This window comes from Agromyces sp. GXQ0307 (genome assembly GCF_044769845.1).
GTDB lineage: Bacteria > Actinomycetota > Actinomycetes > Actinomycetales > Microbacteriaceae > Agromyces.
Map to the genome: position 1 here is coordinate 659,902 of NZ_JBIZVY010000001.1, position 16,337 is coordinate 676,238.

The 16,337-nt window shown below is 72.2% G+C and carries 17 protein-coding genes; 7 read left to right on the top strand and 10 right to left on the bottom strand.

The window, feature by feature from the left end:
- The 4 genes from ACIQH8_RS03045 to ACIQH8_RS03060 all read right to left on the bottom strand — a co-directional run bounded on the left by ACIQH8_RS03045 (position 1) and on the right by ACIQH8_RS03060 (position 5,302).
- Positions 1 to 1,329 (bottom strand): ABC transporter substrate-binding protein, encoded by a 1,329-nt coding sequence (locus tag ACIQH8_RS03045; protein ID WP_400994607.1) that lies wholly within the window; start codon positions 1,327 to 1,329, stop codon positions 1 to 3.
- A 51-nt stretch (positions 1,330 to 1,380) separates the two neighbouring features.
- Positions 1,381 to 2,187 carry a carbohydrate ABC transporter permease gene (locus tag ACIQH8_RS03050; RefSeq protein WP_400995693.1) on the bottom strand — a complete coding sequence of 269 codons (807 nt, stop codon included), beginning with the start codon at positions 2,185 to 2,187 and terminating at the stop codon, positions 1,381 to 1,383.
- A gap of 137 nt (positions 2,188 to 2,324) precedes the next feature.
- Positions 2,325 to 3,275: a carbohydrate ABC transporter permease gene (locus ACIQH8_RS03055; RefSeq protein WP_400994610.1), complete on the bottom strand. Its 951-nt coding sequence runs from the start codon at positions 3,273 to 3,275 to the stop codon at positions 2,325 to 2,327.
- A complete protein-coding gene (locus ACIQH8_RS03060; protein ID WP_400995696.1) occupies positions 3,272 to 5,302 on the bottom strand; it encodes a beta-galactosidase in 2,031 nt (676 codons plus the stop codon). The genes ACIQH8_RS03055 and ACIQH8_RS03060 overlap by 4 nt, the downstream gene beginning before the upstream one ends.
- A 180-nt stretch (positions 5,303 to 5,482) precedes the next feature.
- Here ACIQH8_RS03060 and ACIQH8_RS03065 point away from each other — a divergent pair, with 180 nt between their 5' ends.
- Complete coding sequence (locus ACIQH8_RS03065) at positions 5,483 to 6,505, top strand: LacI family DNA-binding transcriptional regulator (RefSeq protein ID WP_400994612.1); 1,023 nt, start codon at positions 5,483 to 5,485, stop codon at positions 6,503 to 6,505.
- Here the strand turns inward: ACIQH8_RS03065 and ACIQH8_RS03070 are convergent, their stop codons facing one another.
- Positions 6,506 to 7,147, bottom strand: coding sequence for an SDR family oxidoreductase (locus ACIQH8_RS03070; RefSeq protein WP_400994615.1), 642 nt, complete (start codon positions 7,145 to 7,147; stop codon positions 6,506 to 6,508).
- Positions 7,148 to 7,429: 282 nt separating this feature from the next.
- Here ACIQH8_RS03070 and ACIQH8_RS03075 point away from each other — a divergent pair, with 282 nt between their 5' ends.
- Positions 7,430 to 7,912, top strand: coding sequence for an NUDIX domain-containing protein (locus ACIQH8_RS03075; protein WP_400994617.1), 483 nt, complete (start codon positions 7,430 to 7,432; stop codon positions 7,910 to 7,912).
- 12 nt (positions 7,913 to 7,924) lie between these two features.
- Here ACIQH8_RS03075 and ACIQH8_RS03080 read toward each other — a convergent pair whose 3' ends face one another.
- A complete protein-coding gene (locus ACIQH8_RS03080) occupies positions 7,925 to 9,118 on the bottom strand; it encodes an AI-2E family transporter (protein WP_400994619.1) in 1,194 nt (397 codons plus the stop codon).
- Between the two features lie 115 nt (positions 9,119 to 9,233).
- On the opposite strand from ACIQH8_RS03080, the gene ACIQH8_RS03085 reads away from it, so the two are divergent.
- Genes ACIQH8_RS03085 through ACIQH8_RS03095 form a run of 3 tightly spaced genes read left to right on the top strand, consistent with a single transcriptional unit; the run spans position 9,234 to position 11,394 of the window.
- The gene (locus ACIQH8_RS03085; protein ID WP_400994621.1) at positions 9,234 to 9,896 is read left to right on the top strand and encodes a cyclase family protein; all 663 of its coding nucleotides are present in this window, start codon (positions 9,234 to 9,236) and stop codon (positions 9,894 to 9,896) included.
- Positions 9,897 to 9,937: 41 nt separating this feature from the next.
- Positions 9,938 to 10,309 (top strand): VOC family protein, encoded by a 372-nt coding sequence (locus ACIQH8_RS03090; protein WP_400994624.1) that lies wholly within the window; start codon positions 9,938 to 9,940, stop codon positions 10,307 to 10,309.
- A gap of 11 nt (positions 10,310 to 10,320) precedes the next feature.
- Positions 10,321 to 11,394, top strand: coding sequence for a PHP domain-containing protein (locus ACIQH8_RS03095; protein ID WP_400994627.1), 1,074 nt, complete (start codon positions 10,321 to 10,323; stop codon positions 11,392 to 11,394).
- Here ACIQH8_RS03095 and ACIQH8_RS03100 read toward each other — a convergent pair.
- The 4 genes from ACIQH8_RS03100 to ACIQH8_RS03115 all read right to left on the bottom strand — a co-directional run bounded on the left by ACIQH8_RS03100 (position 11,391) and on the right by ACIQH8_RS03115 (position 13,933).
- A complete protein-coding gene (locus tag ACIQH8_RS03100) occupies positions 11,391 to 12,272 on the bottom strand; it encodes an alpha/beta fold hydrolase (protein ID WP_400994629.1) in 882 nt (293 codons plus the stop codon). The genes ACIQH8_RS03095 and ACIQH8_RS03100 overlap by 4 nt on opposite strands.
- An 11-nt stretch (positions 12,273 to 12,283) precedes the next feature.
- A complete protein-coding gene (locus tag ACIQH8_RS03105) occupies positions 12,284 to 12,478 on the bottom strand; it encodes a hypothetical protein (RefSeq protein WP_400994632.1) in 195 nt (64 codons plus the stop codon).
- Positions 12,479 to 12,503: 25 nt separating this feature from the next.
- Positions 12,504 to 12,926, bottom strand: coding sequence for a hypothetical protein (locus ACIQH8_RS03110; RefSeq protein ID WP_400994634.1), 423 nt, complete (start codon positions 12,924 to 12,926; stop codon positions 12,504 to 12,506).
- Between the two features lie 65 nt (positions 12,927 to 12,991).
- Complete coding sequence (locus ACIQH8_RS03115) at positions 12,992 to 13,933, bottom strand: cytochrome b/b6 domain-containing protein (RefSeq protein ID WP_400994636.1); 942 nt, start codon at positions 13,931 to 13,933, stop codon at positions 12,992 to 12,994.
- A 191-nt stretch (positions 13,934 to 14,124) separates the two neighbouring features.
- Between ACIQH8_RS03115 and ACIQH8_RS03120 the strand changes: the two genes are divergently transcribed.
- Entirely contained in the window at positions 14,125 to 14,886 is a 762-nt protein-coding gene (locus tag ACIQH8_RS03120; RefSeq protein ID WP_400994638.1) for an EI24 domain-containing protein, read from the top strand.
- A gap of 27 nt (positions 14,887 to 14,913) precedes the next feature.
- A complete protein-coding gene (locus tag ACIQH8_RS03125; RefSeq protein ID WP_400994640.1) occupies positions 14,914 to 16,335 on the top strand; it encodes an MFS transporter in 1,422 nt (473 codons plus the stop codon).
- The last annotated feature ends 2 nt before the right edge of the window (positions 16,336 to 16,337 follow it).

Genomic DNA, 16,337 nt, shown 5'->3' on the forward strand with positions numbered 1-16,337 from the left:
CTACTCGGCGACCGGGATCGACTGGGCCTCGAGCGCGGAGATCGTCGACGACTGGCCCTTCTCGAGCGCCTCCTGCAGCGTGCCGCTGCCGGATGCCGCGGCCTTGAACCCGTCGGACACGTCGGCGTAGGTCTGCGTCATGGTCGGACCCCACACGAAGTCGGGGTCGACCTGCGCCGACGCCTCGGCGAACACGTCGTAGATCGCCTGGCCGCCGTAGAACTCGACGCCCTCGGTGAGGGTCGGCAGCTCGAGGCCGGCCTTCGTCGCCGGGTAGATCGCCGCCTGCTCGTTGAGGATGGTGAGGGCCTCGTCGGAGGTGTTCAGCCACAGCGCGAACTTCGCGGACTCGTACAGGTGGTCGGTGCCCTTGAAGACCGCGATCGACGAACCGCCCCAGTTGCCGGCGGCGGCGCCGCCCGACTCCCACTGCGGAGCGAGCGCGACCGACCAGTTCCCCGCCGTGTCCGGCGCACCCGACGCGATCGAGTTCGCGCCCCAGACCGCGGAGTTCCAGGTCCAGACCTCGCCCGAGTTGTAGGCGTTGTTCCACTCGTCGGTCCAGGCCGGGTAGGTGGAGACGAGGTCGTTCTCGATGAGGTCCTGCCAGTACTCGGCCACGGTCATCGACTCGTCGCTCGTGAGCTCGACGGTCCACGCGTCGCCGTCGTTGGCGAACCACTGCCCGCCCGCCTGCCAGACGAAGCCGGCGAACTGGTTGATGTCGGTCTGCGAGAAGTTCGTGATGTAACCGCCCTGCTCGCGGATCGTCACCGCTGCCTCGCGGTACTCCTCCCAGGTGGTCGGCACGTCGATGCCGGCCTGCTCGAACAGGTCGCTGCGGTAGAAGAGCGCCATCGGGCCCTGGTCCTGCGGGATGCCGTACACCTGGTCGTCGGTGCCGAGCGAGACCTGCCCCCAGGTCCACTCGAGGAACTGGTCCTCGGCCGCCACGACGTCCTCGCACGCGGCGAGGTCCTCCAGGCCGTCCTGCACGCGGAAGTTCGGCAGGGCGTCGTACTCGATCTGTCCGAGGTCGGGCGCGTTGCCCGCCTCGAGCTGGTTGAAGAAGTTCTGGTACGTGCCGGAGTTGCCGTTGGGTCCGGTCTGCACCTCGACCTGGATGTCGGGGTTCTCCTCGTTCCAGGCCGCGACCGCGTCCTCGATGCCGGGGATCCAGCTCGTGAACTCGAGCGTGACGTCCTCGCCGGCCGGCTCGCACGAGGCGGCGTCGCCGCCCGAGGACGCGTCGCCGGCGGCGCACCCGGTCAGGGCGAGCGCGGCGGAGGTGAGCAGGGCTGCGGTGACCGCTCGTTTCGTGTGTCGCATGGTTTCCTCTTCTCGGTGGGGTGGTTCGCCCGGATGCCCCGGGCGGGGTGTCTACTTCAGGGCTCCGGTGCCGAGGCCCGTGCGCCAGTAGCGCTGAAGCAGCAGGAACGTGATGATCAGCGGGATGATCGAGAGCAGCGAGCCGACGAGCACGTACGTGCGCAGCTCGGGGAACTGGTTGATGGTCGAGTTCCACGCGTAGAGGCCGTAGGTCACCGGGAACAGCTCCTCGCTGCGCAGCATGATCAGCGGCAGGAAGAAGTTGTTCCAGATGGTCACGAACTGGAACAGGAACACCGTGATGAGCGCCGGGAACATCAGCCGGATCGACACGGTGAAGAACGTGCGGACCTCGCCCGCGCCATCCAGCCGGCTCGCCTCGAGCAGTTCGTCGGGCACGGATGCCTCGGCGAAGACGCGCGAGAGGTACACGCCGAACGGGCTCACGACGCTCGGCAGGAAGACCGCCCAGAACGTGTCGGTGAGCTGCACCCGGCTGAACAGCAGGAACAGCGGGAGCGCGAGCGCCGTGGCGGGCACGAGCACGCCGCCGAGCACGATGTTGAAGATCGTCTCGCGGCCAGGGAAGCGGTACTTCGCCAGCGCGTAGCCGCACATCGCGGCGAGGATCGTCGCGACGACGGCGCCGAGCCCGGCGTACAGCAGGCTGTTGAGGATCCAGCGGAGGTAGACGCCGTCGCGGTACGCGACGAGGTTGCCGATGTTCTCGAAGAGCTGGAAGTCGGCGAACCACAGCGGGTTCGTGCTGAAGAGCTGGCCTCGGTCCTTCGTGGAGGCCACGAGCAGCCACCAGATGGGCACGAGGAAGTACAGCGTGAAGACCGCCATCACGAGCATCGCGCCCGTGCGCGAGAAGAGGCTCTCGCGCGGGCCGCGGCCGCGCGCGGTGCCGGGGTGGGCGTCGCCGCCGCGGCCGATGCCGCGGGGGTTCACGGCGGGCGTCGCCGAGGTCTCGTCAGGACCGATCACGGTGGTCATGCGTCCGCCCCCTTCCGTCGGGTGAATCGCAGGAATGCGAACGAGAGCACGAAGGTGGCCAGGGCGAGCACGACCGAGAACGCCGCGGCGAGCGACACGTTCGGGACCGCGCTCGTGGCGTAGATCGTCATGTTCGGCGTGTACGTGCTCGTGACCGCCGAGCTGAACGATCGGAACGTCTGCGGCTCGGCGAGCAGCTGGAGGGTGCCGATGATCGAGAGCACCGCGGTCAGCACGAGTGCGGGTCGCACGAGCGGGATCTTGATCGACCACGCGATGCGCGCCTGCCCGGCGCCATCGATGCGCGCCGCCTCGTAGACCTCCTGGGGGATGGCCAGCAGGGTCGAGTAGATGATGAGCATGTTGTAGCCGACGAACACCCAGGTGACGACGTTCGCGATGGCCCAGAGGACGAAGTCGGCGGAGAGCAGGTCGACTCGGCTCGTGAGCGCCTCGAACGGCGAGAGGTTCGGCGAGTAGAGGAAGCCCCACATGATCGCCGCGATGACGCCCGGGACGGCGTAGGGCGCGAAGAACGCCAGCCGGAAGAACTTCTTGCCCCGGATGAGCGGCGAGTCGAGCAGGAGTGCGAAGAGCAGGGCGAGGCCGAGCATGACGGGCACCTGCACGATGCCGAACAGCAGCACGCGGCCCACGGACGTCCAGAACGCCTCGTTCTGGAACACGAGGACGTACTGCTGGAGGCCGCCGAAGACCTCACGGGCCTCGCCGAAGGTCCCCTCGCGCTCCACGACGAGCAGCGACTGCCAGACGGCGACCCCGATCGGGACGAGGTAGAACACCGTGAACAGCAGGGCGAACGGCGCGACGAACGCGACGATCGCACCGGGGTGCTGGACCCGGCGACGACGGCGGCTCGACCGCCTCGACCCGCCGTCGCGCGCTGCGGTGCGCGCGACGGCCGGGCTGGTGATGGGTGCGGTCATGCCGCTCCCTCCTCTCTGATCACGCGGACGGCGCCGCCTGGCACTGCGAGGCGCCCGTCGACGTCGGTTGCCGTCACGAGTTCGGTGCCGTGCGCGTCGACCTCGGCGTCGTCGGCACCGTGGTTGACGACGAACAGGTAGGCGCGTCCGTCGCCGGATCGGCGGGTGATCTCGACGTCGGCCGAGGCGCCGGCGACGGGGGCCGCCCCCGCGCCGTCGAGCGCACGGCCGACGAGGTCGCGCAGGTCGCCCTGCCCGAGCAGCGTCGCGAGGTACCACGCGTCGCCGGCCCCGTCCGCGCCCGTGCGTCGGGTCACAGCGGGTCGTCCGGCAGCGGGGCCGTCCGCGAAGCGGTCGATCACCGCGGCATCCGTCGCCTCGAGCCGTTCGGCCCAGAGCGATGCGGTCGCACCGGATTCGAGTCCGAGGGTCGTTCCGGGGAGCACGGGCGCGAACTCCTCGACGCGGACGCCGAGCAGGTCGCGCCAGGCGCCCGGGTAGCCGCCGGGACGCACCCGGTCGTGTTCGTCGACCACGCCGCTGTAGAAGGTCACGAGGGCGTGGGTGCCGGATGCCACGGCCGCGTCGAGCGCGGCGGCATCCGCATCGGAGACGAGGTAGAGGCCGGGAGCCACCACGAGCCGGTAGCCCGTCAGGTCGGCGCCCGGGCGGACCACGTCGACGGTGACGCCGAGATCGTGCAGCGCGCCGTAGAGCGCGTGCACCTGGTCGAGGTACGCGATCGCGTGCGTCGGCCGGTTCTCGGCGTCGGACGCCCACCACGACTCCCACGAGAACAGCAGCGCCACATCGGCGTGCACGCGCGTGCCGGCGACCTCGTCGAGTGCGCCGACGATGCGGCCGAGCTCGACCACCTCGCGCCACAGGTCGGAGTCGGTGCCGGCGTGGGGCACGAGCGCGGAGTGGAACTTCTCGGAGCCCTGCAGCGAGGCGCGCCACTGGAAGAAGCACGCCGCGTCGGCGCCGCGCGCGACGTGCGCGAGCGTGTTGCGCAGCAGCTGGCCCGGCTCCTTGGCCAGGTTGACGGGCTGCCAGTTGACCGATCCCGTCGAGTGCTCCATGAGCAGCCACGGCTCGCCGTCCGCGAGGCCGCGGGTGAGGTCGGCCGCGAAGGCGAGCTCGGTCCGGGGCTCGCCGAGTCGATGGTCGAGGTAGTGGTCGTTCGCGATCACGTCCATCTCGGGCGCCCACGACCAGTAGTCGAGGTCGCGGATGTGCGCGGTGACCATGAAGTTGGTGGTGATCGGGAGGGCGCTGTGCCGGCGGATCGCCTCCGCCTCGGCGCGGTAGTGACCGAGCAGTTCGTCGGAGGAGAACCGGTGGAAGTCGAGCACCTGCCCGGGGTTGCGGCTCGAGATCGTGAGCTTCGGGGTGAGGATCTCGTCCCAGTCGGTGTAGCGCTGGCTCCAGAAGCTCGTGCCCCACGCGCGGTTGAGCTCGTCGATCGTGCCGTGGCGCTCGCGCAGCCAGCGCCGGAAGGCGAGCGTGCTCTCGTCGCAGTGGCAGAGGGCGTTGTGGCAGCCGAGCTCGTTGGAGACGTGCCAGAGCTCGACGGCGGGGTGGGTGCCGTACCGCTCGGCGACCGCGTCGACGAGCGCGAGCGCGTACCGGCGGAAGACGGGCGAACTGGGGCACCAGGCCTGGCGGCCGCCGGGGAAGCGGGTCGTGCCGTCCTCGACGACGGGGAGGATCTCGGGGTGGCGTGCGGTGAGCCACGGCGGCGGCGAGGCCGTGCCGGTGCCGAGGTTGATCCGGATGCCGGAGGCGTGGAGCAGTTCGATGACCTCGTCGAGCGCGGCGAAGTCGACGGCGCCGTCGGGGCCCTGGAGTGCGGCCCAGCCGAAGACGTTGATCGCGACGAGGTCGACGCCCGCCTCTCGCATGAGCGCGACGTCCTCGTGCCAGACGGCCGGCTCCCACTGCTCGGGGTTGTAGTCGCAGCCGAACGCGATGCCCCGGTGCTGGAAGCGTGGGCGGGAGGCGGCGGGTGCAGGCTCGGCCTGCAGCGGCGGGATCGGCGCCAGCGTCGTCGCGGGGTGGTCCACGGTGCTCCCGGTGATCGTCGTTGATTCTGTGAACGTGCACACATCTGCCCGCCGAAACCTCGCGGGCATTTTCTGTGAACGTACACAGAATGCCATCGCGCCTCCCCCGTGTCAACACCCCGCCGCAGTACAGTGAGTCGCATGACGACGAAGCAGGCCCGTTCCAAGCGGGCCACCGTGCACGACGTCGCGCTCGAGGCGGGGGTCTCCCGCGGCACCGTGAGCCGCTACGTCAACGGTGAGCGCTACGTCTCCGCGGCGGCGCGCGAGGCCATCGAGGCCGCGATCGCGAAGGTGGGCTACGTGCCGAACACCGCGGCGCGGAACCTCGTCATGCAGCGCACCCAGGCCATCGGCTTCATCGTGCACGAGCCGCACTCGCTGTTCGTCGAGGACCCGAACATCGGCGAGATCCTCCTGGGCGCGAACACGCGGCTGTCGGAGGCCGACCACCAGATGGCCGTGCTGATCGTCGACACCGAACGCGACACCGACCGGGTCGCGCGCTACCTCTCGGGCGGGCTCGTCGACGGCGTCATCATCGTCTCCGCGCGCGCCGACGACCCGGTCACGCGCGTCGTCGAACGACTCCAGCTCCCCGCGGCGTACGTCGGCCACCCGCCCGGAGCCGCCGGCTCCGCGTCGTTCGTCGTCATCGACAACGTCGGCGCGGCCGCGTCGATCACTCGTCGACTCGTCGAGACGGGGCGCCGGCGGATCGGCATGGTCGCCGCGGCGCTCGACCGCGACTCCGGCGCCGATCGGCTCGCGGGGTTCCGCGAGGCGCTCGGCGACGCGTTCGACGAGGCGCTCGTCGAACCCGTGCCGCTGTACTCCTACTCGGCCGGCCGCGACGGCATGCGCCGACTGCTCGAACGTGCGCCCGACCTCGACGGCGTCTTCGCGGCATCCGACGCGGTCGCCGCCGGCGCCATCGAGGCCATCAAGGAGAGCGGTCGGAGCGTGCCCGACGACATCGGCGTCGTGGGCTTCGACGACAGCGCGTGGGCGCTGCGCACGACACCGGCGCTGTCGACGGTGCGCCAGCCGGCGGCCGGGCTCGGCGCCGAGGCCGCGCGCCTCGTGCTCGCCCGCCTGCGCGGCGACGAGCCGCCGGCCGAGGTGCGCCTCGACTGCGACATCGTCTGGCGCGGCTCGGCCTGATCAGCGGAGCGCGTCGGCGATCGGGGTCTGCCCGCGGTTGAACCGGATGGTGCGGCCGACCGTCGCGGGCTCGACGAGGGTCGCCGCGATCGTCTCCGCGACGTCGGCGCGGTCGACGTCGGAGCTCTCCTCCGCGGTCGCGTCGATGCGGCCCGTACCCGGCCCGTCGGAGAGCGTCGACGGCCCCAGGATCGTGTAGTCGAGCCCCGACGCGCGGAGGTGCTCGTCGGCGTCGGCCTTCGCGTCGGCGTAATGCCGGAACGCGCTGTCGGCGGGCACCCGGTGGTCGACGCGCGACCCGAAGTACGACACCATCACGTACCGGCCGACGCCCGCCTGCGCCGCGGCATCCATCGACCGCACCGCAGCGTCGTGGTCGACCGCGCGCGTGCGCACCGGGTCGCCCCCGCCCGCGCCCGCCGACCAGACCACCGCGTCGTGCCCGGCGATCACGTCGGCGAGTCCCGGGACGTCGAGGGACTCGACATCGGCCACGACCGGATTCGCGCCGGTCGCCCCGACCTCGGCGGCGTGGTCGGGATTGCGGATGACCGCATCGACCTCGTCGCCGCGCTCCGCGAGGATCCGCGCGAGCTGCAACGCGACCCGCCCGTGCCCGCCGATGATCAGCACCTTCGCCATGAGCAGCCTCCCCGCCGTTCGAGATCCCCACGCTACCGACGGACGCCGCGGGCGGCCACCGTCCGTCGATGCCGGCCGCATGCTGGCGCCGCGCCCGTGTGCGCGCCAGAATGAGGCCACGGACACACACGGAGGTGCGCATGTCGGTCGAAACGGTGCTCTGGGGGGCGATCTTCGGGATCATGGCGGTCGGCGGCGTCGGCCTCGCCGCCTGCCTGTGGGTGTTCGCGCGCGCACCGAAGCGGTGACGTCGCCCGCCGCCGCTCGCGCGGTGCCCCGCCGATGACGACGCTGCAGAGCGCGGGCGTGCTCCTGTACCGTCGCGCTCCCGGGCTCGAGGTCTTCATCGCGCACATGGGCGGGCCGTTCTGGTCCGGGCGGCACGAGCGCGCCTGGTCGATGCCGAAGGGGCTCATCGAACCGGGCGAGGACCCCCGCGTTGCGGCGTTCCGCGAGTTCGCGGAGGAGGTGGGAGTGCCGGCGCCCGAGGCCGCCTACGTCGATCTCGGAACCGTCCGGGCGTCGGCGAAGAAGGTGCTGCACGTGTACGCGGGCGAGGCGCCCGACTTCGAGCCGGCGGAGCTGCACCCGGGGACCTTCGAGCTCGAGTGGCCGCCGCGGTCGGGTCGGACGGAGACGTTCCCCGAGATCGACGAGGCCCGGTGGGTCGCCGTCGATGAGGCCCGCGTACTGCTGGTCAAGGGACAGGTCGCCGCACTCGACCGGCTCGAGACCGGGACCATCGCCGGCGACCACCGCGCCTGAACCGGCCCACCGTCAGGCGACGGGCACGCCTTCTCCGATGTCGTCGGTCGATCTCCGGCGCCTGAGGTGCAGGTGCTTGCGCTCGTCGAGCGAGGGGTCGGGTGCGTCCCACACCTTCACGATCGCCCACCCGACCGCCGTGAGCGGGACCGCGAGCACGGCGCCGGCGATGCCGCCGAGGATCGTGCCGGCCGTGAGGGCGATCAGCACGACGAGCGGATGCAGCTTCAGCGACTGGGCCATGACGACGGGTTGCAGCAGGTCGCCCTCGAGCTGGTTCACGGCGATCACGATCGCGACGACGATGAGGGCGACGATCGGGCCGTTCGCGACGAGGGCGACGAGCGCCGCGAGGATGCCGGCGACCGTCGCGCCGACGAGCGGGATGAAGGCCGTGAGGAACACGATGACCGCGAGCGGCAACGCCAGCGGCACCTGCAGGATCGCGAGGCCGATGCCGATCGCGACCGCGTCGACGAGCGCGACGATCGCGGTGCCGCGCACGTAGCCGCCGAGCACCTTCACGCTCGTCTCCCCGACGCGGCGACCGCGCTCGAGCCGCTCACCGCGGAAGGGCCGCATGAAGAACGCCCAGATCCGGTCTCCGTCCTTGAGGAAGAAGAAGAGCACGACGAGCATCAGCACGAGGCCGGTCACGAACTCGGTCGCCTGCGACACTCCGGTGAGCGCGCTCTGGCCGAACTCGGCGCTCGTGACGAAGTCGAGGATCCCGTCGCGCCATTCGTCGAGCTGCGACTGCTCGATCGGGATGGGCAGCGTCCGGACCCAGTCGACGAGGTCCTCGAAGCCCGCGACGGCCGAGTCCGCGAGGTCGTTCCACTGGGAGCGCACGGCGAACACGATCGCCGTGACGATCCCGCCGAGCACGAGGATGCCGCCGAGGAGCGCGGTCCAGGCTGCGAGGATCGGCGGCATGAACCGCCGGAGCCACTGGATGAGCGGGGCGGCCGCCGCGGCGAGGATGAGGGCGACGAGCACCGGGATCACGATGAGCGTGACCCTGGTGAGCGCCCACACGCCGAGCGCCCCGAGCGCGATGACGATGAGGACCTGCAGGCTCCGGATCGACCACCTGCCGAGGCGGTCGTTCCAGATGGGCCCGCCCGCGCCGCGCCGCGCGTGCTCGGTGGGAGGGGCGCCGGAGTCGGGCTCGGGGTCGCGTGCTGGGCGGCGTCGGAGGACCATGGCTCGACCCTAGGCGCGGCGCACGCGGCGGTGAAGGCCTTGACCCGGTGCGTCCGCGACGCACGCGTCGGCGTTCCGCGCCACCGCGCCCGGTCGGCTCGGCCTAGCATGCAGCATGCCCCCGCCGACCGTGCGCGACCTCAGCCACCCGATCGTCGACGCCATGACGGTCTACCCCGGCGACCCGCCGGTGCACCTCTCCCCCGCGCTCGCGATCGGCCGCGACGGCGTCGCCGTCACCGCACTCGGGCTCGGATCGCACACCGGCACGCACGTCGACGCCCCGGCGCACGTCATCGCCGGCGGCCGGACCATGGCCGAGGTCGCCCTGGACGAACTCGTCGGCGATGCGGTCGTGTTCCACCTCGACGGGCTCGCCGACGGGCAGAGCTACGGACTCGGCGAACTCGCCGCCGCGCTACCCGGCCGTGCGCTGCCCGACGTGCTCCCCCCGATCGCGATCATCGACACCGGGTGGTGGCGGTGGTTCGGCGACGAGCACGCGCTGCGACATCCGTCGCTCGACCCGGCCGCGGCGGCCGAGCTCGTCTCCCGCGGCGTGCACGTGCTCGCGGTCGACACCCTGAGCCCCGATCCGACGGACGCCTCGGGCACGACGTCGTTCCCGGTGCACGAGCTGGTCCTCGGCACCGACCACCTCATCGTCGAGAACGTCGCGGGGATCGAGGGGCTGCCGACGCGCGTGCGCGTCGGCTTCTTCCCGCTCCGGCTCGGCGTCGACGGCGCGCCCGTGCGGGCGGTCGCGTTCCTCGACTGATCGGGGTTCCGCGGCGCGGGGAACGCGAGCAGACTGGGGCGATGGACCTCGGTGCGTTCTCCGTCAGCCTCGCCGTCAGCGATCTCGCCGCCTCGCGGGCGTTCTACGAGCGGCTCGGCTTCGAGGCGTTCGGCGGTGACGCCGACCAGGGGTGGCTGATGCTGCGCAACGGCTCGCACGTGATCGGGCTCTTCCACGGCATGTTCGAGCGGAACCTCCTCACGTTCAACCCCGGCTGGGACCAGTCGGCCGCCGAGGTCGACCCGTTCACCGACGTCCGCGAGCTGCAGCGGCGCCTCCGCGAGACCGGTGCCGAGTTCGTCTCGGAGGTCGACGAGAGCGGCTCGGGTCCGGGGAGCTTCATCATCGTCGATCCCGACGGCAACCCCGTGCTCGTCGACCAGCACCGCTGACGGGCGCGGCGATGGACCCGGTACAGGCGCTGGAGGAGATCGCGTCGCTGCTCGAGGTGCAGCTCGCGTCGCCGTTCAAGGCGAAGGCGTTCCGCCGCGCGGCGGGCGTCATCGGCCCGCTCTCCGACGACGAACTCCGCGCCCGCGCCGCCGACGGCCGGCTGAAGAGGACCGCCGGAATCGGCGATTCGAGCTTCGGCGTGATCGTCGAGGCACTCGACGGGAGGGTGCCCGGCTACCTCGCCGACCTCCGCGAGAAGGCGGGCGTCGAGACCGCGACGGGGCTGCGCGCCCTGCTGCTCGGCGACCTGCACGCGCACTCCGACTGGTCCGACGGCACGACGAGCATCGCCACCATGGCGCGCGCCGCGGCATCCGCCGGGCTCGAGTACTTCGCGCTCACCGACCACTCGCCGACGCTGCGCGTCGCGAACGGGCTCTCCTCGGAGCGACTCGAGTCGCAACTCGAGATCGTGGGCGCGCTGAACGCGGGGCTCGGCGAGCCCGACCGCGACGACGACTCACGAGGCGGCCGCGACCGCGGCGACCTCGGCGTGCGGATCCTCACCGGGATCGAGGTCGACATCCTCGAGGACGGCGTGCTCGACCAGCGCCCCGACCTGCTCGACCGCCTCGACGTGGTGGTCGCGAGCGTGCACTCCAAGCTGCGCTCGCCGCGCGACGCGATGACGAAGCGGATGCTGCGTGCCATCCGCGACCCGCGCATGAACGTGCTCGGGCACTGCACGGGCCGGCTCGTGCAGGGCTCGCGCGGCACCCGCCCGCAGTCGGAGTTCGATGCGGAGGCCGTCTTCGCCGCGTGCGCCGAGCACGACGTCGCGGTCGAGATCAACTCGCGACCCGAGCGCCAGGATCCGCCCGACGACCTCATCGCCGTCGCACTCGAGGCCGGCTGCCGGTTCTCGATCGACACCGACGGACACGCACCCGGCCACTTCGGCTTCCTCGCGCTCGGCGCCGCGCGCGCCGAGGCGGCCGGGATCCCTCCCGAACGGATCGTCACGACCTGGGACGCCGACCGTCTCGTCGACTGGGCGGGATCGAAGAAGCGGGTCGCCCGCTAGCCGCCGGATCGGTCGCCGCCGACCCGTCCGGGAGCCGGGCTCCCGCCGGTGCGCTCGGCCAGCCAGTCGAGGACCTCGGGCACCACGCGTAGCACCGCGACGTGCCCGTCGTCGAGCCGCATCCAGAGGCGGGCGTCGGGCAGACCGGCGACGAGGCGCACGGCGTGCGCACGCGGGATCACGCGATCGAGCTCGCCCTGCACGAGCAGCACGGGGACGCGCACGTCGGCGAGGTCGAAGCCCCACCCACGCGTGAACGCCACGTCGTCGTCGACGAGTCCGCCCGGCCCCGCCGACTCGGCACGACCGGCGTCGTGACCAACCGCGCCCCACTCACCCCCGAGCACAGCGAAATCGCTGTCGATGAACTGCGCAGGGTCGAAGACGTCGGTCTCGGCGAACCGCACCCGCTCGTCGCGGGAGTCCGCCGCCGCCCGCAGTGCGCCGGGTGCGTGCATGCCGGCGAACCAGGCGTCGCCGCCGTCATAGGGTGCGGGACTCGCGAGCGTCGCGACGGCGATCACGCGATCGGGAAGCAGTGCCGCGCACGCGAGCGCGTGCGGCCCTCCGCCCGAGTACCCGACCACGGCGAAGCAGTCGATTCCGAGGGCGTCGGCGATCGCCGCGACGTCGGCGGCGACGGAGGCCACGTTCCGGCCCGGTCGCGGCGTCGACCCGCCGTAGCCGGGGCGCGCGAACGTGACGAGCCGGATGCCGCGCGCCCGGGCCGCGTCCGCGAGGGGCTCCAGCGGCTCACCCGTGTGCGGCGATCCCGCGTGCCAGACGATGACGGGCGCCCCCGGATGCGGCGGACCGGAGTCGTACGCACGGATGATTCCACCGTGCGACGACGGCACGTCGACGGTCGTCGCCGCCACGCGGTCGTCCGCTATCGTTCGACCGCCCGTCGGTCGTCGCGGCGGGTCACGAGCCACTTCAGCCAGAAGAAGACGGCGACCGCGACGACGGCCACGATGGCCAGCTTCACGACGAACCAGAGCACGCTGAACACCACGTCGACGAGGAACCACGCGATCACGACGGCGGCGATGACGCCGAGGACGGTCCAGACGGTGCGGCTCATCCTTCGAGCCTAGCCCGGCGCGGACTCACCGGGCCCGCTCGTCGCGCGGCCGGGTCGACCAGAGCGCGAGCCCGATGAGCACGGGCTGGAAGAACAGGCGCACGAACCGCGCGCGGTCGGTCGTGAGTCCGAACGCGTCGCGGCGCTCGCGCCACTGCGCGATGTTGCCGGGGAACACCGCCGCGAAGAACGCGGCGACGACCCAGCCGATGCGCGAGCGCTCGCGCGGGAGCGCGACGAGCGCGGCGCCCAGCCCGACCTCGACGACGCCCGAGCCGACGACCACCGCGTCGGCGTCCATGGGCACCCACGGCGGAACCTGGGCGCGGAACTCCCGGCGGGCCCAGAAGAGATGACTGACGCCCGCGAACACGAGGCTCCCGGCGAGGAACCAACGGCCGGCGGTGCGCGCGGGCGTCGAACGCGGCACGGAGGGGGAACGGGTCATGCGCTCGAGCGTACGAAGGGGGACGCTCCTCCGTCACCCGCTCCTCGGGCGTTCGCAGGGAACCGTCAGCCCTGCACACGCCCCGACTTCGCGGCGACGCGCTTCAACAGGGGCGGCTTCGCGACGAGCCAGGCCGCGACCGTCACGACGACCGACAGCGCGAACACTGCCGCACCGATCCAGTCGTCGGCGTCGCGGGCGGCGTACATCTGGTTGAGCTTGCGCAGCGCACCCGTCGAGAGCACGAGCACGACGTGCACGAACGTGAAGGCGAGGAAGAACAGCATGACCGGGTAGTGGACGGCACGCGCCATCCGCTCGGTCTTCGCCGACGCCCAGCGCCCGTCGACGGGCCAGATCGACGACAGTCGCAGGCCCGTGACGAGCGCGAGCGGCGCGGCGATGAACACGACCGCGAAGTACGCGAGCTGCTGCAGCGCGTTGTAGACGATCCACGAGTCCTCGGTCGGCCAGTCGAGGGACGCGTACTGCAGCGCGGCCGAGATCGCGTTCGGGACCACGGCCCAATCGGTCGGCACGATCCGCAGCCACTGGCCGGTCGCGAAGAGCAGCACCACGTAGGTGAGGCCGACGAGCACCCAGAGGGCGTCGAGCCAGAGGTGGAACCAGAGCCAGATGCCGAGGCGGCGAGGCGCGCGCTTCGTGCGCGGCCAGCGGGTGTTGTCGCGCGTCCAGAACCCGGGCGGGCGACGCCTGCCGCGGAGCTCCAGCCCCGTCTTGACGAGCAGCACGAGGAAGAACGCGTTGAGGAAGTGCTGCCAGCCGAGCCACCACGGGATGCCGACCGGCGTGCCCTCGGGCGGTGGCACGATGCCCGGGTAGGTGTCGATGAACGCCTCGACGGCCGGCTGGACGACCAGGATCCGGGCGATGACGACGGCCACCACGAACGCCACCACCGCGATCGCGGCACCCCACAGCACGCGCGTGCGCTGCGCCTTCCACCATTCGGCGGCGCGGGCGGACGTCGTGGGGGTCGTGGTCATGCGGCGTCGGGTCCTTCTCCAACGGATGCCGGCGGCGGCCGGCTGCCGGGCGACGTGCTCGTGCGCCGGGCGGTGAAACGGATGCCTCCGACGATATCGCCGTCGGCTGGGAGCGTGCGACGCGCGCGCAACACCGCGTCGCACCGTGCGGCGTCGGACGCGGCATCCGTCGCCCGACCTATGCTGGCCCGGTGCTGCACGATCTCGTCGACGGGGCCCGCATGCTGCTGCGCGGCTTCGCGTTCTGGCGGCGCGACCCGGGCGTGATGCTGCTCGGGCTGGTGCCCGCGGCCATCGTGTTCGCCGCGCTGGTGTGGGGCCTCGTGGCGCTCGGCGTCGGGCTGCCCGGCATCGTCGACTGGGCGACGCCGTTCGCGGACGCCTGGATCGAGTTCTGGCGCCTCGCGTTCCGCACGATCATCGCGGTCGTGGTGTTCGCCGGCGCGGCGGTGCTCGCGTTCGTGACCTTCACCGCGCTCACGCTCATCGTCGGCGACCCGTTCTACGAGCGCATCTGGGCGGCCGTCGAGACCGACACCGACGGCACGCCGCCCGGCGAAGGTCCCGGCTTCTGGAGCGGGGTCCGCGGGTCGCTCGTGCTCGTCCTGCAGGGCCTCCTCTCCGCGGTGCTGGTCGGGCTCGTCGGGCTGGTCCCCGTCGTCGGCGCGGTCGCGGCCGCGATCCTGGGTGCCGTGCTCACCGGCCGACTGCTCGCGCGCGAGCTCACGGCACGCGCGCTCGACGCGCGCGGCATCCCGCCGGAGCGCCGTCGCGCGCTGCTGCGCGCGAACCGATGGCGGTTCCTCGGCTTCGGCGTCGCGACCCAGCTCTGCTTCCTCGTCCCGCTCGGCGCGGTCGCGACCATGCCGGCCGCGGTCGCGGGTGCGACGCTGCTCGCGAGATCGGCGCTTGACAGCCCCGGGAGCCCGCGGGAGGCTCACCCCGAGCACTGACGACCGCGACGGGTGAGGGGGTCGCCGATGTCGCAGACCGCCGACGCGCCCCCGGCGCACCACGCGCGCTGGGTCGTGGCGGCACTCTGCACCGGCACGCTGCTCAGCGCGCTCAACTCGGGCATGGTCGCGGTCGCGCTGAGCACGCTCCGACGCGAGTTCGGCGTCGACGTCGCGACCGTCACGTGGGTCATCTCGGTGTTCTACCTCACCTCGGCGGTGCTGCAGCCGGTCATGGGGCGGCTCGCCGACCGGTACGGACCCCGGCGCGTGTTCGCGATCGGGATGTGGATCGTGGCCCTCGCCGGGGCGCTCGGACCGTTCGCGCCGAACCTCGTCGTGCTCTGCGCCGTGCGGGTGCTGCTCGCGATCGGCACCGCGACCGCGTTCCCGTCGGCCGCCGCGATGCTGCGTGCGGTCGCGGCGACGAACGGCGGCAACGCGACGAGGATGATCGGGCGCATCCAGCTCGTCGACACCTCGTCCGCCGCGATCGGGCCGGTCCTCGGGGGCCTCCTCATCGTCGCGTTCGGCTGGCCCGCCATCTTCTGGATCAACATCCCGCTCGCCGCGCTCGCGCTCGTGAGCACCGGCATCCTCGCGCCTCGCGACGCGCCGCGACCGCACGTCCCGCTGAAGCGCACGCTCGCCGAGTCCGACCTCCCGGGCGTCGCCCTCTTCGTCATCGCCGTCGCGACGCTGCTCGTGTTCCTGCTCGAACTCGCCCACGATCCGCCGTGGTTCCTGCTGCCGGTGGTCGCGGCCGCGGTCGCCCTGTTCGCCTGGCGCGAGCTGCGCGCAGCGACCCCCTTCATCGACCTGCGTCTGCTCGCGGCGAACACGCCGCTCGTCCGCGTGTACGCGCTGTTCATCCTCGCCAACCTCGTGTTCTACGGCGCCCTGTTCGGCATCCCCCAGTACCTCGAGGACCACGCCGGGTACCGAACCGACCTCATCGGCGTGCTGCTGCTCCCGCTCGCCGCCTTCAACATCGTCACGGCGCCGCTCGTCGAGCGGCTCATCGACCGGAGCGGCCTGCAGCGCACGCTCGTGATCGGGCTGGCCGCGCTCACCGTCGGAGCCCTCGCGCTGCCGCTGCTCGGCGCCTCCACCGCGGCCTGGGTGGTGCTGGCCGCGACCGCGGCGGTCGGCATCCCCTACGTCTTCGTGCTCGTCTCGATCACGCAGTCGCTCTACGTCGCCGCACCGCGTGAGCACGTCGGCCAGGCGGCCGGCCTGTTCCAGACCGCGAGGAGCCTCGGCTGCATCGGCGCGGCGGTCGTCGTCGGGCTCTCGTTCTCGGCCGGCACCGACCCCGCCGACTGGCTGGTCCTCGCGACGGCGACGGTCGTGCTCGCGGTCGCGACGCTCGTGGTGGCGCTCGCGTGGCGACCGCACCGGAAGAATCCCGCACCGGTGCATCCGAATCCGCCCGACCCCGCGAAGTAGCT

What these genes read in the sequence shown, in the direction of transcription:
- ACIQH8_RS03085 (WP_400994621.1), top strand. Translation starts at nt 9,234, where the DNA reads ATGCCCCCGCCGACCGTGCGCGACCTCAGCCACCCGATCGTCGACGCC.
- ACIQH8_RS03105 (WP_400994632.1), bottom strand. Translation starts at nt 12,478, where the DNA reads ATGAGCCGCACCGTCTGGACCGTCCTCGGCGTCATCGCCGCCGTCGTG.
- ACIQH8_RS03110 (WP_400994634.1), bottom strand. Translation starts at nt 12,926, where the DNA reads ATGACCCGTTCCCCCTCCGTGCCGCGTTCGACGCCCGCGCGCACCGCC.
- ACIQH8_RS03065 (WP_400994612.1), top strand. Translation starts at nt 5,483, where the DNA reads ATGACGACGAAGCAGGCCCGTTCCAAGCGGGCCACCGTGCACGACGTC.
- ACIQH8_RS03095 (WP_400994627.1), top strand. Translation starts at nt 10,321, where the DNA reads ATGGACCCGGTACAGGCGCTGGAGGAGATCGCGTCGCTGCTCGAGGTG.
- ACIQH8_RS03050 (WP_400995693.1), bottom strand. Translation starts at nt 2,187, where the DNA reads ATGCTCGTGATGGCGGTCTTCACGCTGTACTTCCTCGTGCCCATCTGG.
- ACIQH8_RS03115 (WP_400994636.1), bottom strand. Translation starts at nt 13,933, where the DNA reads ATGACCACGACCCCCACGACGTCCGCCCGCGCCGCCGAATGGTGGAAG.
- ACIQH8_RS03055 (WP_400994610.1), bottom strand. Translation starts at nt 3,275, where the DNA reads ATGACCGCACCCATCACCAGCCCGGCCGTCGCGCGCACCGCAGCGCGC.
- ACIQH8_RS03070 (WP_400994615.1), bottom strand. Translation starts at nt 7,147, where the DNA reads ATGGCGAAGGTGCTGATCATCGGCGGGCACGGGCGGGTCGCGTTGCAG.
- ACIQH8_RS03080 (WP_400994619.1), bottom strand. Translation starts at nt 9,118, where the DNA reads ATGGTCCTCCGACGCCGCCCAGCACGCGACCCCGAGCCCGACTCCGGC.
- ACIQH8_RS03045 (WP_400994607.1), bottom strand. Translation starts at nt 1,329, where the DNA reads ATGCGACACACGAAACGAGCGGTCACCGCAGCCCTGCTCACCTCCGCC.
- ACIQH8_RS03125 (WP_400994640.1), top strand. Translation starts at nt 14,914, where the DNA reads ATGTCGCAGACCGCCGACGCGCCCCCGGCGCACCACGCGCGCTGGGTC.
- ACIQH8_RS03090 (WP_400994624.1), top strand. Translation starts at nt 9,938, where the DNA reads ATGGACCTCGGTGCGTTCTCCGTCAGCCTCGCCGTCAGCGATCTCGCC.
- ACIQH8_RS03075 (WP_400994617.1), top strand. Translation starts at nt 7,430, where the DNA reads ATGACGACGCTGCAGAGCGCGGGCGTGCTCCTGTACCGTCGCGCTCCC.